The organism is Streptomyces sp. NRRL F-5630 (assembly GCF_000719475.1).
GTDB lineage: Bacteria > Actinomycetota > Actinomycetes > Streptomycetales > Streptomycetaceae > Streptomyces.
The window spans coordinates 1-26,021 of sequence record NZ_JOGO01000059.1; the positions used below are offsets into that span (position 1 = coordinate 1).

The window sequence follows — 26,021 nt, forward strand, 5'->3', positions numbered from 1 at the left end:
GCCCCGCCCTGCTCGCCCATCGCGCCCGCCGCGCCCGCCGCGCCCGGGGGACGGTGGCTGTGGGGGCGGGTCGGGGGCTGGGCGCGGCGCTGGCCCGGGAGGCCGACGTCGCGGGCGCGGGGGCGGGGGGCCGGGGCGTGGGGGCCCGCCAGGGAGATGTGGACGCCCTGGTCGGCGAGGGCCTGGAGCTCGGTTGCGGCGCGTTCCTCGCCGGAGGCCGGCTCGTCGGTGACGAGGCGGGTGATGAGGTCGGGCGCCACGGTCTGGAACATCGTGTCGGTGCCGAGCTTGGTGTGATCGGCGAGGACGACGACCTCGGCCGCTGACTGGACGAGCGCCCGGTCGACGCTCGCCGAGAGCATGTTGGCGGTGGACAGGCCGCGCTCCGAGGTGAGACCGCTGCCCGAGAGGAAGGCACGCGAGACGCGCAGGCCCTGGAGGGACTGCTCGGCCCCGCTGCCGACGAGGGCGTAGTCGGTGCCGCGCAGGGTGCCCCCGGTCATGACGACCTCGACACGGTTGGCGTGCGCGAGGGCCTGGGCGACGAGGAGCGAGTTGGTCACGACGGTGAGACCGGCGACGCGCGCGAGGCGGCGGGCCAGCTCCTGCGTCGTGGTCCCGGCACCGATCACGACGGCCTCGCCGGGCTCGACGAACTCGGCGGCCAGCTCGGCGATCGCGGCCTTCTCGGCCGACGCGAGATGGGTCTTCTGCGGGAAGCCGGTCTCGCGCGCGAAGCCACCGGGGAGCACGGCGCCTCCGTGCCTGCGGTCGAGCAGCCCTTCCGCTTCGAGCGCCCGCACGTCCCGCCGTACGGTCACTTCAGAGGTCTGGACGACGCGGGCCAGTTCCCGGAGCGACACGGCTCCGTTGGCGCGCACCATTTCAAGGATCATTTGACGACGTTCAGCAGCGAACACAGAACTGACAGTAACGCGCATGAGTGTCCGCGTTCACCGCTTTCCACCGAGTTGCGGAAGTTGTCCACGCCGGACTCAGGAAAGTGGTATACGGGCTCGCGCCCGGCCGCCGGGAGGCGGGACGACCACGGGCCACCGCCTCGCGGCGATGGCCCGATGTCCCGTCCGAGCAGGGAAGTTGAGGCCGTACGGCCTCCTCAGGCCAGCTCCTCCGCGCGCTTGACGGTGTGGAGCTGACGGGCCACCTCGGCGATCGAACCGGACAACGACGGGTACACGGTGAACGCGTTAGCGATCTGTTCCACGGTCAGATTGTTGTCCACAGCGATCGAGATGGGGTGAATGAGTTCACTCGCGCGGGGGGCGACGATCGTGCCTCCGACGACGACGCCGGTGCCCGGGCGGCAGAAGATCTTGACGAAGCCGTCGCGGATGCCCTGCATCTTGGCGCGCGGGTTGCGCAGCAGCGGGAGCTTGACGACGCGGGCGTCGATACGGCCGCCGTCCACGTCGGCCTGGCTGTAGCCGACGGTGGCGATCTCGGGGTCCGTGAAGACGTTCGACGAGACGGCCTTGAGGTTGAGCGGGGTGACCGCGTCGCCGAGGAAGTGGTACATCGCGATGCGACCCTGCATCGCGGCGACGGAGGCGAGCGCGAAGACGCCGGTGACGTCACCGGCCGCGTAGACGCCGGGGGCGCTGGTGCGGGAGACCTTGTCGGTCTTGACGTGCCCGGAGTCCTTGAGCTTGACCCCGGCCTCCTCCAGGCCGAGATTCGCCGTGTTCGGGATCGCGCCGACCGCCATGAGGCAGTGGGTGCCCGTGATGACACGGCCGTCGGCGAGGGTGACCTCGACGCGGTCGCCGACGCGCTTGACGGCCTGGGCGCGCGAGCGGGCCATGACGTTCATGCCGCGGCGGCGGAAGACGTCCTCCAGGACCGCGGCGGCGTCGGGGTCCTCGCCGGGCAGGACGCGGTCGCGCGAGGACACGAGGGTGACGCGTGAGCCGAGCGCCTGGTAGGCGCCCGCGAACTCGGCGCCCGTGACACCGGAGCCGACGACGATGAGTTCCTCGGGCAGCTCGTCGAGGTCGTAGACCTGCGTCCAGTTGAGGATGCGCTCGCCGTCGGGGCGCGCGTCGGGCAGTTCGCGCGGGTGCCCGCCGGTCGCGATGAGGACGGCGTCGGCGGTGAGGCGCTGCTCGGAGCCGTCGGCCGCGGTGACGACGACCGTGCGGGAGCCGTCGCTGTCCTGCTGGCCCTCCAGGCGGCCCCGGCCGCGCAGCACGCGGGCCCCCGCGCGCGTGACGGAGGCGGTGATGTCGTGCGACTGCGCGAGCGCGAGGCGCTTGACGCGGCGGTTGACCTTGCCGAGGTCCACCCCGACGACGCGCGCCGGGCGGTCCACCGAGGGGGTGTCGTCGGCGACGAGGATGCCCAGCTCCTCGTACGAGGAGTCGAAGGTCGTCATCACCTCGGCGGTCGCGATGAGAGTCTTCGAAGGCACGCAGTCGGTGAGCACCGAGGCTCCGCCGAGGCCGTCGCAGTCGACGACGGTCACCTCCGCGCCGAGCTGGGCGCCCACGAGGGCCGCTTCGTATCCGCCGGGTCCGCCACCGATTATCACGATCCGAGTCACGTACCCGATTGTCCCGCACGCGCCAAAACGCTTCGCGCCCGGGCCCACCGTCCGGGGTGTGGAACCGGTCACCCCGCCGTCCGCCGCTCCCTCGCGTGCCGCGTCCGCCTCCTCCGACTCCCCCGCCTCCTTCCCCCGTCTGCCGTACTCTCGACGTCATGTCGCTCTACGCTGCGTACGCAGGCAATCTCGACGCGCGGCTGATGACGCGCCGTGCCCCGCACTCCCCGCTGCGGGCCACCGGCTGGCTCGACGGCTGGCGGCTGACCTTCGGCGGCGAGCACATGGGCTGGGAAGGCGCGCTCGCCACGGTCGTCGAGGACCCGGCCTCGCAGGTCTTCGTGGCGCTGTACGACATCGCGCCCCCGGACGAGGAGGCGATGGACGGCTGGGAGGGTGTCGGCCTCGGCATCTACCGCCGCGCGCGGGTGCGCGTCCACACCCTGGAGGGCACGGAGTCCTCCTGGCTGTACGTACTGAACGGGTACGAGGGCGGCCTGCCCTCCGCGCGCTACCTCGGCGAGATCGCCGACGCCGCCGAGTCGGCGGGCGCCCCGCACGACTACGTGATGGAACTGCGCAAGCGCCCCTGCTGAACGCGCGAGCCCGCTCCCGCCGGCCGGAGCCGCCAGGACGCGCCCGCGCGAAGCCTCGGCGAAGGCCGGGTTCCCGCCAGGGACGGCCGCCTCCACGACATCCGCCGCTCCGCACCCCCGAGGCCCTGAGCAGGGCGTCTTTGTGCCCGAAGGCGCGCGCGATCGCTTCGCGGCACGTCAACATCAGGTCGTTATCAACGATGTCTACGCGCGTAGGCTGTGAGCGGTTACGCTCATTCGCGTGAACGCATCACTTATTCCGGACGACATCCAGGGCGGCCCCTTCGCCGCCGCTCGGGCCGCCGCCGCGCGGCTCGGTGAGCTGACAGGGGCCGAGACGCACGACGTGGCCCTGGTGATGGGCTCGGGCTGGGTGCCCGCGGCGGAGGCGCTCGGCGCGGCGGACCACGACCTGTCCTTCACGGACCTGCCCGGCTTCCCGCCGCCCGCCGTCGAGGGCCACGCGGGCCGCATCCGTTCCTACAGCGGACTCGGCGGCAAGCGCGCCCTCGTCTTCCTCGGCCGCACGCACTACTACGAGGGCCGCGGCGTGGACGCGGTCGCGCACAACGTGCGCACCGCCGTCGCCGCCGGGTGCAAGACGATCGTGCTCACCAACGGCTGCGGCGGGCTGCGCGCCGGGATGCGGCCCGGTCAGCCGGTGCTGATCAGCGACCACATCAACCTCACGGCGACCTCGCCGATCCACGGCGCGAACTTCGTGGACCTCACCGACCTCTACTCGCCGCGCCTGCGCGCGCTGTGCAAGGAGATCGACCCCACGCTCGAAGAGGGCGTGTACGTGCAGTTCCCCGGCCCGCACTACGAGACGCCCGCCGAGATCGGCATGGTCCGCGCGATGGGCGGGGACCTCGTGGGCATGTCGACGGTCCTCGAAGCGATCGCCGCGCGCGAGGCGGGGGCCGAGGTGCTCGGCATCTCGCTCGTCACCAACCTCGCCGCCGGTCTCACGGGCGAACCCCTCAACCACGAGGAGGTCCTCCAGGCGGGCCGGGACTCGGCCGCGCACATGGGGGCGCTCCTCGGCCAGGTCCTCGACCGCGTCTGAGGGCTCTTCCCCGTACGGGGTACCTCTCCCGTACGACCTCGGCGGTGCGGGCGGCCTCCAGGGAGCCGCCCGCCCCGCACCGAAGCCGAGAAGCTGCCGTACCGAAGCCGAGAAAGGCACGACCACCGTGGTGGACAAGGACGACGCGAAGGACCTCATCGACCGCGCCCGCCGCTGGCTGGCCGAGGACCCCGACCCGGACACGCGGGCCGAGCTGTCCGCGCTGCTCGACGCCGAGGACCTCGACGCGCTGCGGGACCGTTTCGCGGGCCTGCTCCGCTTCGGCACGGCGGGGCTGCGCGGTGAGCTGGGGGCCGGTCCCTCGCGGATGAACCGGGCCGTCGTGATCCGGGCGGCGGCCGGGCTCGCGGCCTTCCTGCGGGAGCACGGCAAGGGGGACGGGCTCGTCGTCGTCGGCTACGACGCGCGGCACAAGTCGGCGGACTTCGCGCGCGACACCGCCGCCGTGCTGACCGGCGCCGGACTGCGCGCCGCCGTACTGCCCCGGCCGCTCCCCACGCCCGTCCTCGCCTTCGCGATCGGGCACCTCGGCGCGGTCGCCGGGGTCGAGGTCACCGCGAGCCACAACCCGCCGCGCGACAACGGCTACAAGGTCTACCTCGGCTTCGGCTACCCGGAGCCCGGCGAGGGCGCGGGCGCGCAGATCGTCGCCCCGGCGGACGCGGAGATCGCCGCCGGGATCGAGGCGATCGACGCGCTGGCGGAGGTGCCGCGCGCCGAGGAGGGGTGGACGGTCCTCGGGGACGACGTGCTCCAGGCGTACGTGGAGCGCGCGGTCTCCGTACTCGCGCCCGGCTCGCCGCGTACCGCCCGTGTCGTGCACACCGCGCTGCACGGCGTCGGCACACAGACCGTCACGGCGGCCTTCGCGCGGGCCGGTTTCCCCGCCCCCGTACCGGTCGCCGAACAGGCCGCGCCCGACCCGGACTTCCCGACCGTGGCCTTCCCTAACCCGGAGGAGCCCGGCGCGATGGACCTCGCGTTCGCGACGGCGCGGGCGCACGAGGGAGTGGACCTGGTCGTCGCGAACGACCCCGACGCGGACCGCTGCGCCGTCGCGGTCCCGGACGCCTCGGCCGCCGCGGGCTGGCGGATGCTCACGGGCGACGAGGTCGGCGCGCTCCTCGCCACGCACCTGCTGCGGCGCGGCGAGCGCGGCGTGTTCGCCGAGTCGATCGTCTCCTCGACGCTCCTGGGCACCCTCGCCCGCGCGGCCGGTGTCCCGCACGCGGAAACGCTGACGGGCTTCAAGTGGATCTCGCGGGTCCCCGGGCTGCGGTACGGCTACGAGGAGGCGCTCGGCTACTGCGTGGACCCCGAGGGCGTGCGCGACAAGGACGGGATCACGGCGGCACTCCTCGTCACGGAGTTCGCCTCGGTGCTCAAGGAGGAGGGCCGAACGCTCTCCGACGCGCTCGACGACCTCGCGCGCGCGCACGGCCTGCACGCGACGGCCCAGCTCTCCGCCCGCGTCTCCGACCTCTCCCTCATCCCCGCCGCGATGGACCGCCTCCGCCAGTCCCCGCCCGAGCGCCTCGCGGGCCTCGCCGTCACGGCGGCCGACGACCTCGCCCTCCCGAAGGACGGCCTGCCCCCGACGGACGGGCTGCGCTACACCCTCGGCGGCCCCGCGCCGGACGGAGTCACGCCCCCGGCCGGGGGAAACGCCTCCGCGCCGGAGGGAGTCCGGGGCAGGGTCGTCGTCCGCCCGAGCGGCACCGAGCCCAAGCTCAAGTGCTACCTGGAGATCGTCCTCCCGGCGGGGCTTCCCGTGGCGGAGGCCCGGGAACGGGCAGCGGCGCTGCTCGCGGAGCTGAAGCGGGACGTGGGGCAGGCGGCGGGGGTGTAGGCGCGGCGGGGCGCCGGACGCGGGGCCGGACGCCCGCCACCGCGAGCCGGGCCCCCGCCCGCGCCGCACCGGGCTTCCGTCTTCGCCTGCCGGGCCCCCGGCCCTCGCCGTGCCGCCTCGCGCTCTGCGTGGCAGCGTCGGTCGTGGGGCCGCCCGGGTGCGGGGCTCCGGAAGGCAAGTGCCATGCCCACGTTTTCACTGGTGCCGGAGGGGCCCTTCGCCCTGTCGGCCGCCCTCCGCTTCCTGGCGGACTTCACGCCCGCCGCGTACGCCCCCGACGACGACGGCGTCCTGCGGCTCGCCTTCCCGGCGGACGACGGCCTGCACGTCGTCGGCTGCGCGGTGCGGCAGCCGGGGGACACGGGGGCGGTACGCGTCACGTGGACGTCGGACGGGGCCGCGCCCGCCGCCGTACGCGCCCAGGTGGCGCGCGTCCTGTCGCTCGACGTGGACGGGAGCGGCTTCCCGGCCGTGGGCCGGGCCGATCCCGTCGTGGGACGGCTCCAGGCGCGGTTCCCCGGCCTGCGCCCGGTGTGCTTCTTCTCGCCGTACGAGGCCGCCGCGTGGACCGTGATCGGCAACCGGCTGCGGATGACGCGCGCGGCGGCGGTCAAGGACGGGCTGGCCCGCGCGTACGGCGAGACCCTGACGGTCGCGGGCCGGGCGGCGCACGCCTTCCCGCTCCCCGCCGTGCTGCGCGGCCTCGATCCCGTACCGGGCGTGAGCGCGGTCAAGACGCGGCGGCTGCACGCGCTGGCCGAGGCGGCACTGGACGGCCGTCTCGACGCGGCGGCGCTCCGCGCCCTGCCGCCCGGGGAGGCCCTCGCCCGCCTGCGGGAACTCCCCGGCATCGGCCCCTTCTCCGCCGAGCTGGTCCTCGTCAGGGGCGCGGGCCACCCGGACCTCTTCCCCCGCGCGGAGCCCCGCCTGCACGAGGCGATGGCCGAGGCGTACGGCCTCCCGCGGACGCCCGAGGCGCTCGCCCCCGTCGCGGCGCGGTGGCGGCCGTACCGGAGCTGGGCGGCCCTGCTCCTGCGCGCGGGAGCGGCCTGAACGGGGGTCAGACCAGCAGCAGGATGATCAGCAGGAGCGCGCCCGCGGCGGCCGGGGCGATGATGCTCCAGCACCAGCGGGCCTCGGTGAGGCCCTTCTCCGGGGAGTCCGTGTCACCCGCGAGTTCGCGCAGCTCGCCAAGGGCCACGTCGCCCTGCGGCTGGCGGACCTCGTGCACCGAGGTGGCGGTGTGCCCCGCCCTCGCCTCCCTGCTCATCGCGCGGGCCTCGGCGCGGGCGGCGCGCTTGCGGCCGCGCAGCGAGACGGGGAGCGCCCACAGCTGGAAGACCTTGCCCTCCGCGTCGACGACCTCGTTCGAGTAGCCGGAACGGAGCGCGGCGACTGCCCTCCAGGGCAGCACGATCGTGCGGAAGGGGTTGCGGACGCGCAGCCGCCGCGTGTTCGCGTAGACGGCGGGCCGCAGCGTGAAGGCGGTGACCAGCGGGAACACGCACAGCAGCGCGGCGATCGCGATCCACGGGGTGCGGCCTTCGCCCAGGACGATGGCGTCGGCGCCCAGCCACCCGCTCAGGATCACCAGGAAGACGCCGGCGGCGATGCCCGCGGGCGAGCGGTAGACCCGGTCGGGATCGGCCGGGGGAGGCTCGGGAGCGGCCTGGTCGGCCCCGGGAGCTGCCGGGTCGGGCTCGGAGGCGGCCGGCGAGGGCCCGGGAGCGGCCGGGGAGGGCTCGGAGGCGGCCGGGGAAGGCCCGGGAGCAGCCGGGTCGGGCTCGGAGGCGGCCGGGTCGGGGGTCGTCATACCCCGATTCTCCCCCACAGGGCGCGCGGAGCTCCGGGCTCCCCACCCGACACGGGCGACACACCCCCGCGCGGGGCCCCTCCTTGCCCCTCCCGGGCCCCCGCACCCCCCTGTACAGACCGCTACGCGCGTAGATATGCTCCCCTGGTGAGCATGCCCACGACTCCCTCCGCCCCCTCCCCCGCGCCGCGGGCCGCCGCAGGGGCCTCGTTCGCCGAAGTGAGCGCCTCCGACGCCTCGTTGCGGCGCTTCCTGCACGGCCTGCCCGGGGTCGACCCGGTCGGCCTGGAGGCGCGTGCCGCCGCGCTCGGGACGCGGTCCGTGAAGACGGCCGCGAAGGTCCGCGCGATCGATCTGGCGATCTCGATGATCGACCTGACGACGCTCGAAGGCGCCGACACCCCCGGCAAGGTCCGCGCGCTCGCCGCGAAGGCCCTGCGCCCGGACCCGACCGACCGCTCCGCGCCCCGCGTCGCGGCTGTCTGCGTCTACCCCGACATGGTCGCGACGGCGAAGGAGACGCTCGCCGGGAGCGAGGTCCGTGTCGCCTCGGTCGCGACCGCCTTCCCGGCCGGGCGCGCCCCGCTCGCCGTGAAGCTCGCGGACGTCGAGTCCGCGCTCGCCGCGGGGGCCGACGAGATCGACATGGTCATCGACCGAGGCGCTTTCCTCGCGGGCCGGTACGCGAAGGTCCACGAGGAGATCGTCGCCGTGCGCGAGGCGATCGGGACCCGCGCCCGGCTCAAGGTGATCTTCGAGACCGGGGAGCTGTCCACGTACGACAACATCCTGCGCGCCTCGTGGCTCGGGATGCTCGGCGGCGCGGACTTCATCAAGACCTCGACGGGCAAGGTCGGTGTCAACGCGACCCCCGCGAACACGCTGCTCATGCTCCAGGCGGTGCGGGACTTCCGCGCCGCGCACGGGGAACAGGTCGGGGTGAAGCCGGCCGGCGGCATCCGGACCACGAAGGACGCGGTCAAGTTCCTCGTCCTCGTCGCCGAGACGGCGGGCGAGGAGTGGCTGAGCGACGCGTGGTTCCGCTTCGGCGCCTCGGGGCTGCTCGGCGACCTGCTCATGCAGCGCCAGAAGCTGGCCACGGGCCGCTACTCCGGCCCCGACTACGTGACGGTGGACTGAACCCATGGCACACGAGACCCCCTCCGCCGGGCCCGCTCCGGCCTTCACCGACTACGCGCCAGCGCCCGAGTCGCGCGCCGCCGTCGCCCTCGCCTCTTCCTACGGCCTGTTCATCGACGGCGAGTTCACCGACGCCGCCTCCGGCGAGGTCTTCAAGTCCGTCTCACCCGCGACCGAGGAGGTCCTCTCCGAGGTCGCGCGGGCGGGCGAGGAGGACGTCGAGCGCGCCGTCGCCGCAGCGCGCCGCGCCTTCCCTGGCTGGGCCGCGCTGCCGGGCACCGAGCGCGCCAAGTACCTCTTCCGCATCGCGCGCCTCGTCCAGGAACGCGCGCGCGAACTCGCCGTCCTGGAAACGCTCGACAACGGCAAGCCCATCAAGGAGACGCGCGACACGGACATCCCGCTCGTCGCCGCGCACTTCTTCTACTACGCGGGCTGGGCCGACAAGCTGGAGCACGCCGGTTTCGGCCCCGCCCCGAAGCCGCTCGGGGTCGCGGGCCAGGTCATCCCGTGGAACTTCCCGCTGCTCATGCTCGCGTGGAAGATCGCCCCCGCGCTCGCGGCGGGCAACACGGTGGTCCTCAAGCCCGCCGAGACGACCCCGCTCAGCGCCCTGTTCTTCGCCGACATCTGCCGTCAGGCCGGGCTGCCCCGGGGCGTCGTCAACATCCTTCCCGGGTACGGGGACGCGGGCGCGGCCCTCGTCGCGCACCCGGACGTGGACAAGATCGCGTTCACGGGCTCGACGGCGGTCGGCAAGCAGATCGCCCGCACGGTCGCGGGCTCGAAGAAGCGCGTGACGCTCGAACTCGGTGGCAAGGGCGCCAACATCGTCTTCGACGACGCCCCGGTCGAGCAGGCCGTCGAGGGCATCGTCACCGGGATCTTCTTCAACCAGGGCCAGGTGTGCTGCGCGGGCTCGCGGTTGCTCGTGCAGGAGTCGGTGCACGACGAGGTCGTGGACGCGCTCAAGCGGCGGCTCACCACCTTGCGCGTGGGCGACCCGCTCGACAAGAACACCGACCTCGGCGCGATCAACTCGGCCGAACAGCTCGACCGCGTCACGCGGTTGACCGCTCAGGGCGAGGCGGAGGGCGCCGAGCGCTGGAGCGCCCCGTGCGCGCTCCCGGACGCGGGCTACTGGTTCGCGCCGACCGTCTTCACGCATGTCACGCAGGCGCACACCGTCGCCCGCGAGGAGATCTTCGGCCCCGTCCTCTCCGTGCTCACCTTCCGCACCCCGGCGGAGGCCGTCGCCAAGGCGAACAACACGCCGTACGGCCTCTCGGCGGGCATCTGGAGCGAGAAGGGCTCCCGCATCCTCGCCGTGGCCGAGAAGCTGCGCGCGGGCGTCGTGTGGGCCAACACCTTCAACAAGTTCGACCCGACCTCGCCCTTCGGCGGCTACAAGGAGTCGGGTTACGGCCGCGAGGGCGGCAGGCACGGCCTGGAGGCGTACCTCGATGTCTGAGAAGTCCACGACCGAACAGCCCTCGGCGCGCAAGTCCCCGGCCGAGCGGCCCCCGGAGCGGAAGTCCGCGTCCGGGAAGCGGGGGAAGAGCGGCGGGAAGGCCGCCGCCCCGGAGGCGAGCGCCCCGGCGCCCCGCCTCGGCGTCTTCAAGACCTACAAGCTGTACGTCGGCGGGAAGTTCCCCCGCAGTGAGGGCGGCAGGGTGTACGAGGTGAGCGACGCGCACGGCGAGTGGCTGGCCAACGCCCCGCGCTCGACCCGCAAGGACGCCCGTGACGCGGTGGCGGCGGCGCGCAAGGCGTTCGCGGGCTGGTCGGGCGCGACGGCGTACAACCGGGGCCAGGTCCTCTACCGCGTCGCGGAGATGCTGGAGGGGCGCGCCGAGCAGTTCGCGCGCGAGGTCGCCGACGCGGAGGGCCTGGACAGGGACGCCGCGCGCGCCCAGGTGGACGCGGCCGTGGACCGCTGGGTCTGGTACGCGGGCTGGACCGACAAGCTCGCGCAGGTCGTGGGCGGGGCGAACCCGGTCGCCGGGCCGTTCTTCAACCTGTCGACGCCCGAGCCGAGCGGGGTCGTCGCGGTGCTCGCGCCGCGCGAGTCCTCGCTGCTCGGTCTCGTCTCGGTGCTCGCGCCCGTGCTCGCGACGGGGTGCACGGCGGTCGTCGTGGCGAGCGAGGAGCGCCCGCTGCCCGCCCTCTCGCTCGGTGAGGTCCTCGCCACGTCGGACGTCCCCGGCGGCACGGCGAACCTCCTGAGCGGCCGGATCGCCGACCTCGGCCCGACCCTCGCCTCTCACCAGGACGTCAACGCGATCGACCTCACGGGCGCGGACGGCGGGGAGGCGGTCGACCTGGAGATCGCGGCGGCGGACAACCTGAAGCGGGTCCTGCGCCCCTCGGCGCCCGCCGAGGACTGGACCGCGACTCCGGGGCTGCGCCGCATGACCTCCGTCCTGGAGACGAAGACGGTGTGGCACCCGACCGGCTCCCTGGGGGTCGCGGGTTCCTCGTACTGAGCCGCCGGGCGCGGACAGCCGCCAACGGTGCGGGCCGCCCCCGACGGGGGACGGCCCGCACAGTCATGCGTCAACGCGGGGGTGCCGGGCCGGAGGAGTGCCGGGGCCCGAGCCCGCAGGCGGCACGCACCGGGCCGCGAGCGCCCCGCCCCGTCGACCGGCGCGGGTGGCTGCGGACGCTCCCGTAGCAGGTCAGGTGCGAGACGGGTCGCGCCGGCAGGCGGCAGGGACCCCGCCCGCCGTCCCCGCCCCGCGCGCCTCCTTCAGCCCCCGAGCCCCAGCGCGTGGACGACGCCCCCCGCCACCGGCAGCTCCGCCAGGCTCGCGCCGTTGGTGAGCGGACCCGTGACGTTCGTCGTGCCGACCGGCTTGAAGTCGGCGACCTGCGTGCCGACGCCGTTCGTGAGCGGGTCGGTGGTGGTACCGGCGAGCGGGTCGAGCTGGAGGTTCGTGACGCTGCCGAGGCCGTAGGTGGTCGCCGTCCGCAGGCTCTGGCTCGCGGCGTTCAGCGCGGCCTCCGTGTCGATCGGCTTGCTCAGATCCGGCCCGACCGTGCCCCGGTCCGGGGCCGCCGCGCTCGCGCTCGCGGCGGCGCCACCGAGCGCGGCACCGGCGACGGCGATGCCGAGCCCGGCCCGCAGAAGGGCGCGCGAGGAGGGAGAGGTCTTTGCGTGTCGTGCTGCTGCCATGGCTGCCGCCTGCCGGTTCGTTGCGTGAGCGTGTGCGCACGCAGCGTAGGCGAGGTGTCGGTCGGGTACCAAAGCGCGCCCCGGCGGGTCGGGCCGACGGGTGTATGCCGCACACTGGTTCCTCGTGAGTTCCCATCCCGCCGTACCGGTCCGGGTCGTCCTGCTCGCCGGGCCCTCGGGCTCGGGCAAGTCGTCCCTCGCCGCCGCCTCAGGTCTGCCCGTCCTGTCCCTGGACGACTTCTACAAGGACGCCGACGACCCGACCCTGCCGCTCGTCGCGGGCAAGGGCCCGCAACGCGACATCGACTGGGACTCGCCACTGTCCTGGGACCGCGAGCGGGCGCTCACCGCGATCGGCGAGCTGTGCCGGTCCCGCTCCGCCGAGGTCCCCGTCTACTCGATCGCCGAGAGCACCCGTACGGGCACGGAGACGCTTACGCTCGACCGCACCACGCCCCTCTTCATCGCCGAGGGCATCTTCGCCGCCGACATCGTGAAGAGCTGCCGTGAACTCGGCGTGCTCGCCGACGCGCTCTGCCTGCGCGGGCGGCCGAGCACGACGTTCCGGCGGCGGCTCCTGCGGGATCTGCGCGAGGGCCGCAAGTCCGTGCCGTTCCTGCTGCGCAGGGGCTTCCGGCTGATGCGCTCGGAGCGGGCGATCGTGCAGCGGCAGGCGGCGCTCGGCGCGTATCCGTGCGGCAAGGAGGAGGCGCTGGGCCGGCTGGCCGCGGCGGCGTGCGCGCGCGGGCCGCTCGGAACGGCGGTACGGGAGCCGGGGACGGCGCGGACGGCGAGCTGAGGCGGGGCGCGCCGCGAGCCGAGGCCGCGGCGGGGCGCGGAGGCGCACCCCGGGTTCCGCCCTCCCGGCGGGAGGGCGGGCGCCCCCGGAAACGGCGGCGGGACCGGAAGGCCCCCCAGCCCTCCGGTCCCGGTGCGGTAACCACCCCCGTGGTCACGACGCCACCCCCGTGGCGCCCCGTGTTCCCCCGTGTCCGCCGCGCGTCCCGGACCCGTACTCCCCCGTACGTGCCCCGGCTTCCCCCGTGCGGCGAACACTCCCCCGTGTTCCCCCCCCGTTTCCCCCGTTCCCCCCTCGGTCCTCAGGCGACCAGTTCGCCGAAGGACTCCTCGCGGTCACGGTCGCGGCTGAGCGCCTCGTCGTCGCGCAGGCGGCGCAGGCTGCGCCAGATGCTCGACTTGACCGTGCCGACACTGATGTCGAGGATCTTCGCGATCTCCGGGTCCGTGCGGCCCTCGTAGTAGCGGAGGACCAGCATCGTGCGCTGGAGTTCGGGCAGCCGGGCGAGCGCCTGCCACAGGACGGTACGCAGCTCGGTGCCGCGCATCGCGTCCGTGTCGGAGGCCGTCTCCGGCAGTTCCTCGGTCGGGTACTCGTTGAGCTTGCGCCGCCGCCACGCGCTGATGTGCAGGTTGGTCATGGTGCGGCGCAGGTAGCCGCCGACGGCGGCCTTGTCGGTGATGCGGTCCCAGGCCCGGTACGTCGAGAAGAGGGCGCTCTGGAGCAGGTCCTCGGCCTCGAAACGGTCACCGGTCAGGTGGTAGGCGGTCGCGTACAGGGAGGCGCGGCGCTCCTGGACGTAGGCGGTGAACTCCGCCTCGTTCGCCCGGGACCGCTCCCCCGCGTCCCCCATGCTCTCCCCGTACGCGACACTCCGGTCCCCCTCTTTTCCCCCGCGGGGAACCGGAGCCACGTCCACCGGCGTCCCCAGCAGGGGATGCGGTGCACGACCGGTCCCACGGCCTCGTCCTCGTCCGCCCCCGGGCTCATGGCTCCGCTCGAACAAGGACACGGTCGCGGTACCGGAGGTCTCAGTCCGCGCGGCGTGGTCGTGCAGCCGGGTGATCACCGCACCGCCCGTGGTGCTGTGCCGAGTGCTCATCGCGCGCCTCCGTCCTGAGGTGTGAGTGGTCTGCCGCGAGGCGTTCCGCCGTCCTTGCGGCCGGCCGGTGCGCCCCGTGTGCCAAGAAGACTGCCAACCCCAGTTCATGACCGTGTCCGCCGACTGTCACAGAGCTGTCACAGCGCCTCCTCGCCCGCGCGTCCAAGACGCTCGCGCGTACGCGCGTGTCGCTCGGGCCGTACGGAGGGGCCGGCGCGTGCGGTCCCGGGGGCACGGGCCCCGCGTCCCGGGACCCGGAGGTCGAAGTCCGGGCGGCGGTGGGACAGAATGACCGGGTGCCTTCCCTGTTGCTGATCGAGGACGACGACGCCATCCGTACGGCCCTTGAGCTGTCCCTGACCCGCCAGGGGCACCGCGTGGCCACCGCCGCCACGGGCGAGGACGGGCTGACGAAACTGCGCGAAGAGCGACCGGACCTGATCGTTCTGGACGTCATGCTGCCCGGCATCGATGGCTTCGAGGTGTGCCGTCGCATCCGCCGCACCGACCAGCTCCCGATCATCCTGCTCACCGCGCGCAGCGACGACATCGACGTGGTGGTGGGCCTGGAGTCCGGGGCCGACGACTACGTGGTCAAGCCGGTGCAGGGGCGGGTGCTCGACGCGCGGATTCGCGCGGTGCTGCGGCGCGGGGAACGCGAGTCGAGCGACTCGGCGGTCTTCGGGAACCTCGTCATCGACCGCTCGGCGATGACGGTCTCCAAGGACGGCACCGAACTCCAGCTCACCCCGACCGAGCTGCGTCTCCTGCTCGAACTGAGCCGGCGCCCGGGGCAGGCGCTGTCGCGGCAGCAACTCCTGCGCCTGGTCTGGGAACACGACTACCTCGGCGACTCGCGGCTGGTGGACGCGTGCGTGCAGCGGCTGCGGGCCAAGGTCGAGGACGTCCCGTCCTCTCCGAAGCTCATCCGCACGGTGCGCGGTGTCGGCTACCGGCTGGACGCGCCGCAGTGAGGCGAGGCGACGGCGAGCGGCAGGACGGGGACGAGCGGGGGGCCGGAGACCGGCGGCGGGACGGCGAGCGGGAGGCCGGAGACCGGCAGCAGGACGGCGAGCGGCGGGACGGCGCCGAGGGCGGTGCCGAAAGCAGGGCCGTCCCTGCGGGTGGCGGGCGGCTGCGGCGGTTTTTCGGCTCCGGCCTGCGGTTCACGAGCCTGCGGCTGCGGCTCGTCCTCGTCTTCGGCCTCGTCGCGCTGACCGCCGCCGTCTCGGCCTCGGGTATCGCGTACTGGCTCAACCGCGAGGCGGTCCTGACCCGTACCCAGGACAACACGCTCGACGACTTCAAGGAGCAACTGGCGAGCCCCGACCGGACGGTGCCGCCCGGCCCGACGCGCGAGGACCTGGAGCGCACGGCCCGCGCGATGTCCCGCTCGGGTCAGCACTACGACGTCGTCCTGGTCGATCGTGACGCCAACGGCCATACGGTGACCGGAAGTTCGGCGCCGGGCTCGTTCTCGCTCGCTGACGTGCCGCACACGCTGCGCGAAGCCGTCGCGCGCAAGCAGAAGATCACGGCGACCAACAAGGCGTCCTCGCACCTGTACTGGCAGCGGGTCGATGTGAAGGGCACCCCGTACCTGATCGCGGGCGCCGAGGTGGGCGACGGCGGCCCGACCGGCTACCTGCGCAAGTCGCTGCGCTCCGAGGCCGACGATCTGGAGTCGCTCGCCTGGTCGTTGGGGATCGCGACGACGCTCGCCCTGCTCGTCGCCGCGCTCCTCGCGCAGGCCGCCGCCACGACCGTGCTCAAGCCCGTGCACCGCCTCGGGGTCGCCGCGAAGCGGCTCGGCGAGGGCAAGCTCAGCACGCGGCTGCGGGTCTCGGGGACCGACGAACTCGCCGAGCTGTCCCGCACGTTCAACGACGCGGCGGCGGCACTGGAGCGCCGGGTCGCGGACATGAGCGCGCGCGAGGAGGCGAGCCGCCGCTTCGTCGCGGACATGTCCCACGAGCTGCGCACCCCGCTCACCGCGATCACCGCCGTGACCGAGGTCCTCGAAGAGGAGATCGACACGCTCGACCCGATGATCGAGCCCGCGGTACGGCTCGTCGTGAGCGAGACGCGCCGGCTCAACACGCTGGTGGAGAACCTGATGGAGGTGACCCGCTTCGACGCGGGCACCGCGCGGCTCGTGTGCGACGACGTCGACATCGCCGACCAGATCACGGCGTGCGTCGACGCGCGCGCCTGGCTCGACGCGGTCGAACTCGACGCGGAGCGCGGCATCATGGCGCGCGTCGATCCGCGCCGCCTCGACGTCATCCTCGCCAACCTCATCGGCAACGCGCTCAAGCACGGCGGCTCCCCGGTGCGGGTCTCGGTGCGGGTCGAGGGCCCCTCCCTCGTGATCCGGGTACGGGACCACGGCCCCGGCATCCCCGAGGACGTCCTGCCGCACGTCTTCGACCGCTTCTACAAGGCCAGCGCCTCGCGCCCCCGTTCGGAGGGCAGCGGCCTCGGCCTCTCCATCGCGCAGGCCAACGCGCACATCCACGGCGGCGACATCACGGCGGCCAACTCCCCCGAGAGCGGCGCGGTGTTCACCCTGCGACTGCCGAGGGACGGCGGCGAGGCCGCCCCGGAGGACAGAGCGGGCGACGGCGGCCCCGTGGACGGCGTGGACACGGGCGAGGACACGGGTACGGAGTCGAGGAGCGGCGCGGCGGGTGCGAGGCACGGGACGGACCATGGCGGGGCGGACGGCGAAGACGGCGGTGGCCGTGCGGCGGGGCACTGACGGCGCGGGGACCGCTCCGCACGGGCGGCGCCGGTCCCGTACCGCCCTCCTCCGCTCCCGCGGCGCTCTCGCCGGGCTCCTCCTGCTGCTCGCCGGGTGCGGGATCAGGCCGACCGAGGTGCCGACGGACGCGGGCCCCGCCCCCTCGCGGCTGCCGTGCGTGCTCGACGAGGACAGCGTCTCGCAGCCGCCGGGGACGACGCCCGCGAAGGTCTATCTCGTGTGCGGGGCACAGCTCGTGGTCGTGAACAGGTACCTCTCCGAGCCCTCCGCCCCGGGCCCCCTCCCAGTGGCGCGGCAACTGCTCGACCAGTTGCTCCTCCAGCCCTCCGAGGCCGAGCGGCTCGCGCACTTCACCTCCGCCGTGCCGAGCGGCACGGCCCTCGCCGGGCCGCGCCCCGGCGACCCGGCGCGCACCCTGCGCCTCACCGTCGATCCCGCCGGGCTCACGGGCCCCGCGCTCGCCCAGCTCGTGTGCACCCTCGGCGAGAGCGCGGCGGCGACGGCGGGGGGCACGGTGCTGCTCGGCGGTCCCGGGAAGACCCCGGTACGGGCGTACGTGTGCGACCGCGAACTGCGCGCGAACCCGGGACGGACACCGGTGCCGACGGTGCCGGTGACGTAGCGGGGGCGCGACGGGGCGCACTCGGTCCGGCGGGCACGGGGTGGGGGCCGCGCGGCCCGGCGGGCACGGGGCGGGGGCTGACGGGTGGCCGACCGGCGCGTGACGTGACGCCCGTGACGGCCCTGGCCCGGTTCGGCGGGCGCGCGGTTCCCCCGGTGAGGCGCGAGCCGGGGTGAGGACGCCCACACGGCCGCCGGGGCGTGGGCCGGAACCGGGCGGGGCGAGGGGTGCGTCCTTGGAAGCGTGCAGCAGCCAGGGCCAGACGGCGGGGCGCGGACCGTTTCCTACCGCGCGGCGGGGGTCGTACTCCTCGTCGCGCATCTGCTGTTCGTCGGCTGGTACGTGCTGAGGCCCCTCGACGTGCCGTGGGTGAGCGCGCCGAACACGACGCCGTTCGCCACGGTCCGGGCCGATCTGGCGCTCGGTTTCCCCGGTGCCGTGCGGCCGCTGGCCGCCGGTCTCGGGCTGTTCGCCCCGCTCGGGGTGCTGCTGCCGCTCGTCGGGGGCCGCGTCGAGGTCTCGGCCTTCGCCTCGCTGTGCCGGACGACGCTGGCGAGCGGGGTCCTCGCGATGCTGCTGGAGATCGCGCAGACCGGCGTGCCGGGCCAGCGGGTGGACATCGACTCGGTGGTGCTCGCGCTCGTGGGGACGGCGACGGCTCATCTCCTGGTCGTACCGGCCGTCCGCCGCAGGGCCAGGAACCGGCACGGCGCTCCCTCCGGGGCGTTCCGTCCCCTCCGCCCCGAGGAGGAGAACCCCTCGTACTCCCCGGGGTCTCCCGGAGAGTCCTCTCAGGGTCCGACCCCGAGAATTCCCAGGGTCGGTACGGCACCTTAGGCGGATGCTCGTCCCGGTTCGTCCCCGTAGCGTGGAAGGTACCGGGGGACGCGGAAGGCGTCCCCGCCGGGGCCCGACGACGGCTCCGCGCGTCTCTTCACGGAGGAGCCCACCATGAGCAGCAGCACGTCCCTGGTCCGCCCCACGCACGGCCGCGTGATCGCCGGTGTCTGCGCGGGCCTCGCCCGGCGCTTCGGCGTCTCCCCCACCACGATGCGCGTCATCTTCGTCGCGTCCTGCCTCCTCCCCGGCCCCCAGTTCCTGGTCTACCTGGCCCTGTGGGTCCTCCTCCCGAACGAGAGGAAGGCGGGCGGCGGCTCGGCGAACCCGGCGTGGTGAGGGCGCGGGCGGCCGGAGAGGACGCGCCCGTGAGGCGCGAGGAGGCGGCTGCCCGGGACGAGAGCCGGGCGACCACCGGTGACGGGCGCGGACCCGGCGTCCCGGGGCCGTTCATCCGCCGCCCCCGCCTCAGGCCCCCTGGAAGAGCCACTCCGCGCGCAGTTCCGCGTAGCGCGGCTTGATGACCTCGTTGATCATGGCGAGGCGCTGGTCGAAGGGGAGGAAGGCGGACTTCATCCCGTTGACCGTGAACCACTGGAGGTCGTCGAGCGTGTAGCCGAAGACGTCCACCAGGTGCCCGAACTCGCGGCTCATCGTCGTCCCCGACATGAGGCGGTTGTCGGTGTTGACGGTGCAGCGGAACTTGAGGCGGCTCAGCAGGCCGATGGGGTGTTCGGCGTACGAACGCGCCGCCCCGGTCTGGAGGTTGGAGGTGGGGCACAGCTCCAGCGGGATGCGCTTGTCGCGCACGTACGAGGCGAGGCGGCCCAGCGAGACGGTGCCGTCCTCGGCCACGGTGATGTCGTCGATGATGCGGACGCCGTGACCGAGCCGGTCGGCGCCGCACCACTGGAGGGCCTCCCAGATCGAGGGCAGCCCGAACGCCTCGCCCGCGTGGATGGTGAAGTGGTTGTTCTCGCGCTTGAGGTACTCGAACGCTTCGAGGTGACGGGTGGGCGGGAAGCCGGCCTCGGCGCCCGCGATGTCGAAGCCGACGACGCCGCGGTCGCGGTAGGTGTTGGCGAGCGTCGCGATCTCCAGGGAGCGCGCGGCGTGGCGCATCGCGGTGAGGAGCGCGCCGACCTTGATGCGGTGGCCCTCGGCGGCGGCGAGGCGTTCGCCCTCGCGGAAACCGTCGTTGACGGCCTCGACGACCTCTTCGAGGGCGAGCCCGCCTTCGAGGTGCTGCTCGGGCGCGTACCGCACCTCGGCGTACACGACGCCGTCGGCGGCGAGGTCCTGGGCGCACTCGGAGGCGACCCGGAAGAGCGCGTCGCGCGACTGCATGACGGCGGTCGTGTGCGCGAAGGTCTCCAGGTACCGCTCCAGGGAGCCGGAGTCGGCGGCCTCGCGGAACCAGGTGCCGAGCTTCTCCGGATCGGTCTCCGGGAGCCCCGTGTACCCGGCCTCGCGCGCGAGTTCGGCGACGGTCGCGGGCCGCAGTCCGCCGTCCAGGTGGTCGTGGAGCAGCACCTTGGGGGCGCGCAGGATCTGGTCGGCTGTGGGCAGTGCGCGGGCGGCCTTGACGGCACGGTCGGTGGCCGCGCCCGCGGTGCCGGAAGGGCTGGGGCGTGTCATGGCGGCACTCTAACCGCCCCCCGCCTACGCGCGTAGACGAAGGGCCGGAAACGTGCGCCGATATCCAACGGTGACCGTGCGGACGGGCGGCCTCCGGTCTCGTTTCTGCCAAGGTTCTCCCATGGCACAGCGAACGACGCCCGAGGACGGACCCCGCCTGGGGCGGATGACGGGAGCGGGGCCGGAGGCGGTGGACGCCGTCGTCCTGGTGCTGCCCTCGCGGACGGGGCGGGCCGGTGACGGTTTCGGGACGGGGGCGACGGTGCGGCGCCTGGCGCGGGCGCTCGCGCGGCGCGGCGCGCGGGCGGGGCTCGCCACGTACACGGTGCGGGTGCCGGGCGGCGGGGACCCGGTGGAGTCGGCCGAGCGGGCGGCGCGCTGGGCGGCGGACGAGAGCGTACGGCGGCACGGCGACGTGCCGCTCGCGCTCGCGGGCGCGGGGACCGGGGCGCGCGCGGCGCTGCGCGCTGCCGGGCACGAGGCGGTCACGACGGTGCTCGCCCTCGCCCCCCGCCTCCCCGCCGACGACGACCCGGCGGCGGAGCCCGAGCCGGTGCGGCACCTCGCGGGCCGCCACGTCCTCCTCGTCCACGGCACCGACGACCGCCGCACCGACCCGGAGCGCTCCTTCCGCCTCGCCGAGCGCGCGAAGAAGGCGAACCGCGACGTGTGCCGCTTCGAGGCCCACACGGACGGCCACTCCCTGCGCCGCTACCGCTCCGAAATCCTCGCCCTCTCCTGCGACTTCGCCCTCGGCTCCCTGTGCGGCCTCCCCTACGCCCGCACCGTCGAGGACGCCCTGGCGGCCCCGCCACCCCTGGGCCTGCGGATGCCGCTGGCGGCGGGATTCGGGGAGACACTGCGGGAGTGACGCCGTTGCTGAAGACGGCGCTCGTGGTCCCGGGCAGGCTGCTGGGGGCGGCGGTGACGGGGGTTTTCCAGCCTTTGGCAGCGGGGCGTGCGGAGCGCTCGGCGGCCCGCGCGCGAGCGAGGGCGCTCGACGCGGCGGCGGAGTTCTTCGACACGGAGCGCTGAGTCGAGCGGCGACGGAAGCGGCGCCCCCACACAGGCCGGACGCGCACGGGCGCTGCGCCTCGCTCATGCTGCGGGCTTTCCGCTCCCTCCGCGCCTGACGGGCCGGTACCTTCGTGAACGCGGCGATTCGCGATGAGCCATGCCGCCGCACCTGAGATCCGCACCGCACGGCGAAAGGGACGTGGCGTGATGCTCGACGAGGCGCAGGAGATCGGACAGCGAGTGCGGCGGGCGCGCTTGCGACTCGGGATGCCGCAGGCCGACCTCGCGGCGGCGCTCGGGAAGACGCAGGGGTGGGTCTCGCGGGTCGAGCGAGGGCACATCGAACTCGACCGGGTGAGCCTGCTCCACCAGATCGCCGCAGAACTCCACGTGCACCCGAACGACTTGATCGGCCGTCCGTACAACACCTCGCCCTCCGAGAACCAGTGGCAGGCTGCTGCCGCGTCGATCCTGCGCGAACTGCGGCGCTACGACCTCGCCCCGGTCTTCGACGGCACCCCCCGGGATGCCGCCCGCCTGTGGGAGGAGACGGCCCGGCTGCACCGCTTGCGGGACGCGGCGGCGAACACGTCGATCCTCCGGGTACTGCCGGATCTTCTCCGGGAGGCAGGCGCGTTGGCCGAGATCAGCGACGGCCTGCAGCGCGAGGAGGCGTACGGCGTGTACGCGGTCGCCTGCAAGTTCGCGCACACGGCGGCGCACGCGCTCGGGCACCCCGAGCTGATCGCCATGACGTGCGAGCGTGCGGCCTGGGCGGCGGCCCGTTCAGGGGACCCCGTACTCCCCGCCGTGACGGACTGGATGCGGGTGTGGGACATGTGGGCCACGGCCGACTGGCACGACGCCCTGGCACTCTCGGACCGGGCACTGGCACGGGTGCAGCAACAGTACGAGCGTGGCGATCAGTCGGCGGTACGGGCCTGGGGCTCCCTCCAGCTGCGGGCCGCCGTCTCCGCCGCCAGGGCCGGGAGCAGGGCCGAGGCCGAGGAACGCGTCGCGCACGCCAAGGACGCGGCGGCACGCCTGAGCGCCCGTCCCGTCCACGACCGCCACTCGCTCACCTTCTCGTCGGGCAACGTGCACGTTCACGCGATCAGCGTGGCCATGGAAATGGGCGATCACACACGGGCCCTGGCCATAAACCGCCGCACTCCTCCGGCCCTCGTCGAAGCGCTCCCCCACTCCCGCAGGGGCCACCACCACATGGACCTCGCCCGCGCGTGGATGTGGGACGGCCACCGCGACAACGCCCTGCGCGAACTGGAGACGGCCGAGCGTCTCGCCCCTCAGCTCATCCGCAACCACCCCCTCGCCCGCGCGACCCTCCGCACCATCGTCCACGCCGAACGCGCGGCCACGCGGGAACGCCTGCGCAGCTTGTCCCACCGCTTCCACCACGCCGGATAGCGACCAGGCCGGACAGCGCCGCCCGCGACAGCCGCCGCCCCGGCGACCCCGTTCCTACGCCTTCGCCGCCGCCACCTCCCGTACCCGCGCCCCCAGCTCCCTGACCGCCCGCACTCGCGCGTGCGGCCTCAACTGGCTGCGCAGGGTGGCGAAGTGCTCGTCTCCCCGGGCCGAGGTGACATGGGCGTACATGTCGAGGAAGCGGGACCAGGAGGCGCAGGCCGCGTCCAGGTGGCCGATGCGGTACTGGCGTTGGGCGAGCAGCGCGTAGGCGTGGGCCCGTGACTGGCGCTCCTGCGGGGGCTGGACCGCGATCGACTGTTCGAGCGCTGTGATGCTGCCCGTCCAGTCGGACTCCTCGGCGAGGACGTGGGCGACGTGGAAGAGGTAGGCCGTGCGGTCGTAGCCGCCGATCGCGTCGCGGCGGTTGTCGGCGCGTGCGAGGGCCGTCTCGGCCGCGTGGAGGTGGGCGTGGGCGCGGTGGCGGTCGCCGGTGAGGGCCGCGGCGTGGGCCTGCTGGCCGCGCAGGAAGGCGAGGAGGCGGGGGCCCGCGGAGGGAGCCGCTTCGGCGGCCGAGTCGGCGAGTTCGAGGGCCAGTCGGCCGTGGCGCAGGCTGGATGCCTGGAGCGACATGCCCCGTAGCGTGCGGCTGTACGTGAGCCGGTCGTCGGCGGCTTCCGCGAGGCCGAGGGCCCTGACGTAGTACGTCTGGCCCAGGCCGTGCGCGTTCTCGTACATCGCCATCCAGCCGGTGAGGTACGTGAGGTCGGAGGCGGCGGCGAGCATGTCCCGCCGGACGGCTTCGGGGCCTGCGGCCCGGAGCCAGGGGACGACCGTGTTGACGAGGAAGGCCGCCGCCATGGGACGCGCGTGGCCCGCTCCGAACTCGTCGAGGATGTCGGCGATGCGGCTCGTCATCGCGCGTACGGCCGAGACCTGCGCGGGGCCGATACGGGTCGTGGCGGCCACAGCGGTGGAGGCGTGCGCGGTGTGCTGGAAGGCGGGGACGGCGATCGCGGCGGAGAAGAGGGTCGTCGCGAGAACCGCCCGGCGGGACGGGTCCATGTCGGCGCGGCTCAGATCGATCAGCGCCTCGACCGGATCGGCTGGCCCCCGGCCCTTCCCCACGGGGCGCAGCCCCGCCTCCTCGTGCGTCACCGGCCTGCCGAGTCGGGCGGACAACGCTTCCAGGATCAGTGGGCGCACCTCGGGCCTCGGCGGCGTTCCCGCGACCCAGTGCGCGACGGCCGTGCGGTCGTACGTGAGGTCCAGACCCACCTGAGGTCCCAGGCGGTTCACCTGACGTGCCACCTGTGTCCGTGTCCACCGGGCTTCGGCGATCAGGGCGGCCAGTCGCGTATTCGGGATGCGCTGCTTACGAGCCATGTTCAACTCCCCGCGGAAGTAGGGCGTTCACGGTGTTCACGGTCACGCGACCCCACCACCGTACCGCCGCAGGGTCATCGGGCGGTTACCTCTCGTGAACAACCCCGACTTCGTCAGCTCTCACGGGACCGGACCACCCATGCCCCAGCGCGAGACCCTGATCAACCACCATCCCGTAGGCGCCTCCGGCGTGGGCCCGCCCGCCTATCACGAGATCCTGCCCCGCACGGAGGATTCGGCCGAGGCCGCCAGACGCCTCGTCCGGCACGCGCTCACCGCCTGGGGCTGCCGCCCGCTCACCGGCCCCGCCACGCTCATCGTCTCGGAACTCGTCGCGAACGCGGTCACGCACGCGTGCGGCGAGGTCGTACGTGTCGCCGTGACGAGGCTCGACGGCGGAATCGAGATCGCCGTCTCCGACTCCTCCCGCGCGCTTCCCCTCCGCCGCGCCCCTGCCCCGGACGCCCTCACCGGGCGCGGACTGCACCTGGTCGCCGCCTTCTCCTGGCGCTGGGGCACGGAGCCGAAGCCGTGGGGCAAGCGGGTCTGGGCGGAGGTGCGGGGATGAGCGCGCCGCCCCGTGAAGAGTGCCCTCGTTGCGTCGAGTTGAGGCGGCAGGAGGTCGCTGCCGAAGCCGCCGGGGACCACTCGCGGGCCGTGGACTGCCGCGTACTCGTCAAGCGGCATCCACGGCACGCGCCCAGCGAGCCCGCGTAGGGCCCGGAGCGGACCTGGGCGGGCTCCCCGCGCCGAGCCCCGTGTCAGGCCCCCGCGCCGGGCCGCCCGGCGCGGGGAGCCGGTTCAGATCAGGCCCTGCGCCAGCATCGCGTCGGCGACCATTTCGAAGCCCGCGATGTTCGCGCCCACCACGTAGTTCCCCGGGGCGCCGTAGCGTTCGGCCGTCGCGTGGCAGGAGTCGTGGATGCGGCGCATGATCTGCGCCAGGCGCTCCTCGGTGTAGGCGAAGGTCCAGGAGTCGCGGGACGCGTTCTGCTGCATCTCCAGGGCGCTCGTGGCGACGCCGCCCGCGTTGGCCGCCTTGCCGGGGGCGAAGGCGACGCCCGCCTCCTGGAAGACGCGCACGGCCTCGGGCGTCGTCGGCATGTTGGCGCCCTCGGCGACCGCCTTCACACCGCCCCGCACGAGCGCGCGGGCGTCCTGCTCGGTCAGCTCGTTCTGCGTCGCGCAGGGCAGCGCCACGTCGCAGGGGACGTTCCACACGCTCGTGTCGCGCACGAAGGTGGCGCCGCGCCGCTCCGCGTACTCGGAGACCCGGCCGCGCCGCACCTCCTTGATCTCCTTGAGCAGGCCGAGGTCGATGCCCTTCTCGTCCACGACGTACCCGTCCGAGTCGGAGCAGGTCACGACCGTCGCGCCGAGCTGCTGGGCCTTCTCGATCGCGTAGATCGCCACGTTGCCCGAGCCGGAGACGGCGACGGTCTGGCCGTCGAGGGACTCGCCGCGGCTGCGGAGCATTTCGGCGGTGAAGAGCACGCAGCCGTAGCCGGTCGCCTCGGTGCGGGCCTGGGAGCCGCCCCACGTCACGCCCTTGCCGGTGAGCACGCCGGACTCGTGACGGTTGGTGATGCGCCGGTACTGCCCGAAGAGGTAGCCGATCTCCCGGCCGCCCACGCCGATGTCGCCCGCCGGGACGTCGGTGTACTCGCCGATGTGGCGGTGCAGTTCGGTCATGAACGACTGGCAGAACCGCATGACCTCGGCGTCCGAGCGGCCCTTGGGATCGAAGTCGGAGCCACCCTTGCCGCCGCCGATGGGCATCCCGGTGAGCGCGTTCTTGAAGATCTGCTCGAAGCCGAGGAACTTCACGATGCCGAGGTCCACCGAGGGGTGGAAGCGCAGTCCGCCCTTGTACGGACCGAGCACGCTGCTGAACTCGACGCGGAAGCCCCGGTTGACGTGGATGGCGCCGGAGTCGTCCGTCCACGGCACCCGGAAGACGATCTGCCGTTCCGGCTCGCAGAGCCGCTCGATGATCCGCGCGTCGACCAGCTCGGGACGCCGTTCGAGTACCGGATCGAGCGTCTCCAGGACCTCTCGCACCGCTTGGTGGAATTCGTGTTCGCCGCGGTTGCGGCGGAGGATTTCGGCGTACAGCGGCTCGACGAGAGTCATACGGACAACCTTCCGTGGATCGGCATCGTGTGTCTGGAGGCGCCTCGTCCCGGGGGCGCCGACGGTCCCCCT

The 26,021-nt window shown here is 73.9% G+C and carries 25 protein-coding genes; 17 read left to right on the forward strand and 8 right to left on the reverse strand.

Translation table 11 applies throughout. The features are described 5' to 3' along the window. Positions 1-884: DeoR/GlpR family DNA-binding transcription regulator (locus tag IF99_RS0123100; RefSeq protein ID WP_030998844.1), on the reverse strand; the 884-nt coding region annotated here is incomplete at its 3' end. A 233-nt stretch (positions 885-1,117) separates the two neighbouring features. After that, complete coding sequence (locus IF99_RS0123105) at positions 1,118-2,569, reverse strand: NAD(P)H-quinone dehydrogenase (RefSeq protein ID WP_078655230.1); 1,452 nt, start codon at positions 2,567-2,569, stop codon at positions 1,118-1,120. Positions 2,570-2,718: 149 nt separating this feature from the next. Between IF99_RS0123105 and IF99_RS0123110 the strand changes: the two genes are divergently transcribed. The 4 genes from IF99_RS0123110 (at position 2,719) to IF99_RS0123125 (ending at position 7,148) form a co-directional block, all read left to right on the forward strand. Further along, the gene (locus tag IF99_RS0123110; protein WP_009065914.1) at positions 2,719-3,156 is read left to right on the forward strand and encodes a gamma-glutamylcyclotransferase; all 438 of its coding nucleotides are present in this window, start codon (positions 2,719-2,721) and stop codon (positions 3,154-3,156) included. Positions 3,157-3,397: 241 nt separating this feature from the next. Continuing rightward, a complete protein-coding gene (locus IF99_RS0123115) occupies positions 3,398-4,225 on the forward strand; it encodes a purine-nucleoside phosphorylase (protein WP_030998851.1) in 828 nt (275 codons plus the stop codon). Between the two features lie 127 nt (positions 4,226-4,352). Further along, the gene (locus IF99_RS0123120) at positions 4,353-6,095 is read left to right on the forward strand and encodes a phospho-sugar mutase (protein WP_030998852.1); all 1,743 of its coding nucleotides are present in this window, start codon (positions 4,353-4,355) and stop codon (positions 6,093-6,095) included. A 183-nt stretch (positions 6,096-6,278) separates the two neighbouring features. Continuing rightward, positions 6,279-7,148, forward strand: coding sequence for a DNA-3-methyladenine glycosylase family protein (locus tag IF99_RS0123125; protein ID WP_030998854.1), 870 nt, complete (start codon positions 6,279-6,281; stop codon positions 7,146-7,148). Positions 7,149-7,155: 7 nt separating this feature from the next. Here the strand turns inward: IF99_RS0123125 and IF99_RS0123130 are convergent, their stop codons facing one another. Next, entirely contained in the window at positions 7,156-7,908 is a 753-nt protein-coding gene (locus IF99_RS0123130; RefSeq protein ID WP_030998855.1) for a PH domain-containing protein, read from the reverse strand. A gap of 153 nt (positions 7,909-8,061) precedes the next feature. Between IF99_RS0123130 and deoC the strand changes: the two genes are divergently transcribed. From deoC to IF99_RS0123145, 3 genes are read left to right on the forward strand one after another with little or no spacing between them, the layout of a single operon-like run. Then, a complete protein-coding gene (deoC, locus tag IF99_RS0123135; RefSeq protein WP_030998857.1) occupies positions 8,062-9,048 on the forward strand; it encodes a deoxyribose-phosphate aldolase in 987 nt (328 codons plus the stop codon). 4 nt (positions 9,049-9,052) lie between these two features. Beyond that, a complete protein-coding gene (locus IF99_RS0123140) occupies positions 9,053-10,519 on the forward strand; it encodes an aldehyde dehydrogenase family protein (protein WP_030998858.1) in 1,467 nt (488 codons plus the stop codon). Further along, complete coding sequence (locus tag IF99_RS0123145) at positions 10,512-11,534, forward strand: aldehyde dehydrogenase family protein (protein WP_030998859.1); 1,023 nt, start codon at positions 10,512-10,514, stop codon at positions 11,532-11,534. The genes IF99_RS0123140 and IF99_RS0123145 overlap by 8 nt, the downstream gene beginning before the upstream one ends. Positions 11,535-11,797: 263 nt before the next feature. Here the strand turns inward: IF99_RS0123145 and IF99_RS0123150 are convergent, their stop codons facing one another. Further along, complete coding sequence (locus tag IF99_RS0123150; protein WP_030998861.1) at positions 11,798-12,223, reverse strand: hypothetical protein; 426 nt, start codon at positions 12,221-12,223, stop codon at positions 11,798-11,800. Between the two features lie 100 nt (positions 12,224-12,323). Here IF99_RS0123150 and IF99_RS0123155 point away from each other — a divergent pair, with 100 nt between their 5' ends. Next, complete coding sequence (locus tag IF99_RS0123155; protein WP_030998862.1) at positions 12,324-13,022, forward strand: uridine kinase family protein; 699 nt, start codon at positions 12,324-12,326, stop codon at positions 13,020-13,022. Positions 13,023-13,323: 301 nt separating this feature from the next. On the opposite strand, the gene IF99_RS0123165 is transcribed toward IF99_RS0123155, so the two are convergent. Continuing rightward, positions 13,324-14,124 (reverse strand): SigE family RNA polymerase sigma factor, encoded by an 801-nt coding sequence (locus IF99_RS0123165; RefSeq protein ID WP_078655225.1) that lies wholly within the window; start codon positions 14,122-14,124, stop codon positions 13,324-13,326. 296 nt (positions 14,125-14,420) lie between these two features. Here IF99_RS0123165 and IF99_RS0123170 point away from each other — a divergent pair, with 296 nt between their 5' ends. The 5 genes from IF99_RS0123170 to IF99_RS0123190 all read left to right on the forward strand — a co-directional run bounded on the left by IF99_RS0123170 (position 14,421) and on the right by IF99_RS0123190 (position 18,686). Further along, positions 14,421-15,098, forward strand: coding sequence for a response regulator transcription factor (locus IF99_RS0123170; protein ID WP_030998865.1), 678 nt, complete (start codon positions 14,421-14,423; stop codon positions 15,096-15,098). Next, the gene (locus IF99_RS0123175; protein WP_078655227.1) at positions 15,095-16,885 is read left to right on the forward strand and encodes an ATP-binding protein; all 1,791 of its coding nucleotides are present in this window, start codon (positions 15,095-15,097) and stop codon (positions 16,883-16,885) included. Before IF99_RS0123170 ends, IF99_RS0123175 begins: the two co-directional genes overlap by 4 nt. Next, complete coding sequence (locus IF99_RS0123180) at positions 16,836-17,510, forward strand: hypothetical protein (RefSeq protein WP_234340817.1); 675 nt, start codon at positions 16,836-16,838, stop codon at positions 17,508-17,510. The genes IF99_RS0123175 and IF99_RS0123180 overlap by 50 nt, the downstream gene beginning before the upstream one ends. 243 nt (positions 17,511-17,753) lie before the next feature. Beyond that, positions 17,754-18,347 (forward strand): VanZ family protein, encoded by a 594-nt coding sequence (locus IF99_RS0123185; protein ID WP_030998871.1) that lies wholly within the window; start codon positions 17,754-17,756, stop codon positions 18,345-18,347. 114 nt (positions 18,348-18,461) lie between these two features. Further along, the gene (locus IF99_RS0123190; RefSeq protein WP_030998873.1) at positions 18,462-18,686 is read left to right on the forward strand and encodes a PspC domain-containing protein; all 225 of its coding nucleotides are present in this window, start codon (positions 18,462-18,464) and stop codon (positions 18,684-18,686) included. A gap of 129 nt (positions 18,687-18,815) precedes the next feature. Here the strand turns inward: IF99_RS0123190 and IF99_RS0123195 are convergent, their stop codons facing one another. Then, a complete protein-coding gene (locus IF99_RS0123195) occupies positions 18,816-19,985 on the reverse strand; it encodes an adenosine deaminase (protein ID WP_030998875.1) in 1,170 nt (389 codons plus the stop codon). Between the two features lie 121 nt (positions 19,986-20,106). On the opposite strand from IF99_RS0123195, the gene IF99_RS0123200 reads away from it, so the two are divergent. The 3 genes from IF99_RS0123200 (at position 20,107) to IF99_RS0123210 (ending at position 22,430) form a co-directional block, all read left to right on the forward strand. Continuing rightward, on the forward strand, positions 20,107-20,856 hold the full coding sequence (locus tag IF99_RS0123200) for a hypothetical protein (RefSeq protein ID WP_030998877.1): 750 nt from the start codon (positions 20,107-20,109) through the stop codon (positions 20,854-20,856). Then, positions 20,853-21,020 carry a hypothetical protein gene (locus tag IF99_RS34115; protein WP_158716642.1) on the forward strand — a complete coding sequence of 56 codons (168 nt, stop codon included), beginning with the start codon at positions 20,853-20,855 and terminating at the stop codon, positions 21,018-21,020. Before IF99_RS0123200 ends, IF99_RS34115 begins: the two co-directional genes overlap by 4 nt. A gap of 189 nt (positions 21,021-21,209) precedes the next feature. After that, positions 21,210-22,430: a helix-turn-helix domain-containing protein gene (locus tag IF99_RS0123210; RefSeq protein WP_030998879.1), complete on the forward strand. Its 1,221-nt coding sequence runs from the start codon at positions 21,210-21,212 to the stop codon at positions 22,428-22,430. Positions 22,431-22,484: 54 nt separating this feature from the next. Here the strand turns inward: IF99_RS0123210 and IF99_RS0123215 are convergent, their stop codons facing one another. Next, positions 22,485-23,816 carry a hypothetical protein gene (locus IF99_RS0123215; protein ID WP_030998882.1) on the reverse strand — a complete coding sequence of 444 codons (1,332 nt, stop codon included), beginning with the start codon at positions 23,814-23,816 and terminating at the stop codon, positions 22,485-22,487. Between the two features lie 139 nt (positions 23,817-23,955). Here IF99_RS0123215 and IF99_RS0123220 point away from each other — a divergent pair, with 139 nt between their 5' ends. Next, complete coding sequence (locus tag IF99_RS0123220) at positions 23,956-24,384, forward strand: ATP-binding protein (protein WP_037827383.1); 429 nt, start codon at positions 23,956-23,958, stop codon at positions 24,382-24,384. Positions 24,385-24,617: 233 nt separating this feature from the next. On the opposite strand, the gene gdhA is transcribed toward IF99_RS0123220, so the two are convergent. Then, positions 24,618-25,949: an NADP-specific glutamate dehydrogenase gene (gene gdhA, locus IF99_RS0123225; RefSeq protein WP_030998886.1), complete on the reverse strand. Its 1,332-nt coding sequence runs from the start codon at positions 25,947-25,949 to the stop codon at positions 24,618-24,620. Positions 25,950-26,021: the final 72 nt, after the last annotated feature.

Excerpts from the sequence above, each read along its gene's own strand:
- IF99_RS0123110 (WP_009065914.1), top strand. The coding sequence starts at position 2,719 with ATGTCGCTCTACGCTGCGTACGCAGGCAATCTCGACGCGCGGCTGATG.
- IF99_RS0123125 (WP_030998854.1), top strand. The coding sequence starts at position 6,279 with ATGCCCACGTTTTCACTGGTGCCGGAGGGGCCCTTCGCCCTGTCGGCC.
- IF99_RS0123130 (WP_030998855.1), bottom strand. The coding sequence starts at position 7,908 with ATGACGACCCCCGACCCGGCCGCCTCCGAGCCCGACCCGGCTGCTCCC.
- deoC (WP_030998857.1), top strand. The coding sequence starts at position 8,062 with ATGCCCACGACTCCCTCCGCCCCCTCCCCCGCGCCGCGGGCCGCCGCA.
- IF99_RS0123140 (WP_030998858.1), top strand. The coding sequence starts at position 9,053 with ATGGCACACGAGACCCCCTCCGCCGGGCCCGCTCCGGCCTTCACCGAC.
- IF99_RS0123145 (WP_030998859.1), top strand. The coding sequence starts at position 10,512 with ATGTCTGAGAAGTCCACGACCGAACAGCCCTCGGCGCGCAAGTCCCCG.
- IF99_RS0123150 (WP_030998861.1), bottom strand. The coding sequence starts at position 12,223 with ATGGCAGCAGCACGACACGCAAAGACCTCTCCCTCCTCGCGCGCCCTT.
- IF99_RS0123165 (WP_078655225.1), bottom strand. The coding sequence starts at position 14,124 with ATGAGCACTCGGCACAGCACCACGGGCGGTGCGGTGATCACCCGGCTG.
- IF99_RS0123180 (WP_234340817.1), top strand. The coding sequence starts at position 16,836 with ATGGCGGGGCGGACGGCGAAGACGGCGGTGGCCGTGCGGCGGGGCACT.
- IF99_RS0123190 (WP_030998873.1), top strand. The coding sequence starts at position 18,462 with ATGAGCAGCAGCACGTCCCTGGTCCGCCCCACGCACGGCCGCGTGATC.
- IF99_RS0123195 (WP_030998875.1), bottom strand. The coding sequence starts at position 19,985 with ATGACACGCCCCAGCCCTTCCGGCACCGCGGGCGCGGCCACCGACCGT.
- IF99_RS0123200 (WP_030998877.1), top strand. The coding sequence starts at position 20,107 with ATGGCACAGCGAACGACGCCCGAGGACGGACCCCGCCTGGGGCGGATG.
- IF99_RS0123210 (WP_030998879.1), top strand. The coding sequence starts at position 21,210 with ATGCTCGACGAGGCGCAGGAGATCGGACAGCGAGTGCGGCGGGCGCGC.
- IF99_RS0123215 (WP_030998882.1), bottom strand. The coding sequence starts at position 23,816 with ATGGCTCGTAAGCAGCGCATCCCGAATACGCGACTGGCCGCCCTGATC.
- IF99_RS0123220 (WP_037827383.1), top strand. The coding sequence starts at position 23,956 with ATGCCCCAGCGCGAGACCCTGATCAACCACCATCCCGTAGGCGCCTCC.
- gdhA (WP_030998886.1), bottom strand. The coding sequence starts at position 25,949 with ATGACTCTCGTCGAGCCGCTGTACGCCGAAATCCTCCGCCGCAACCGC.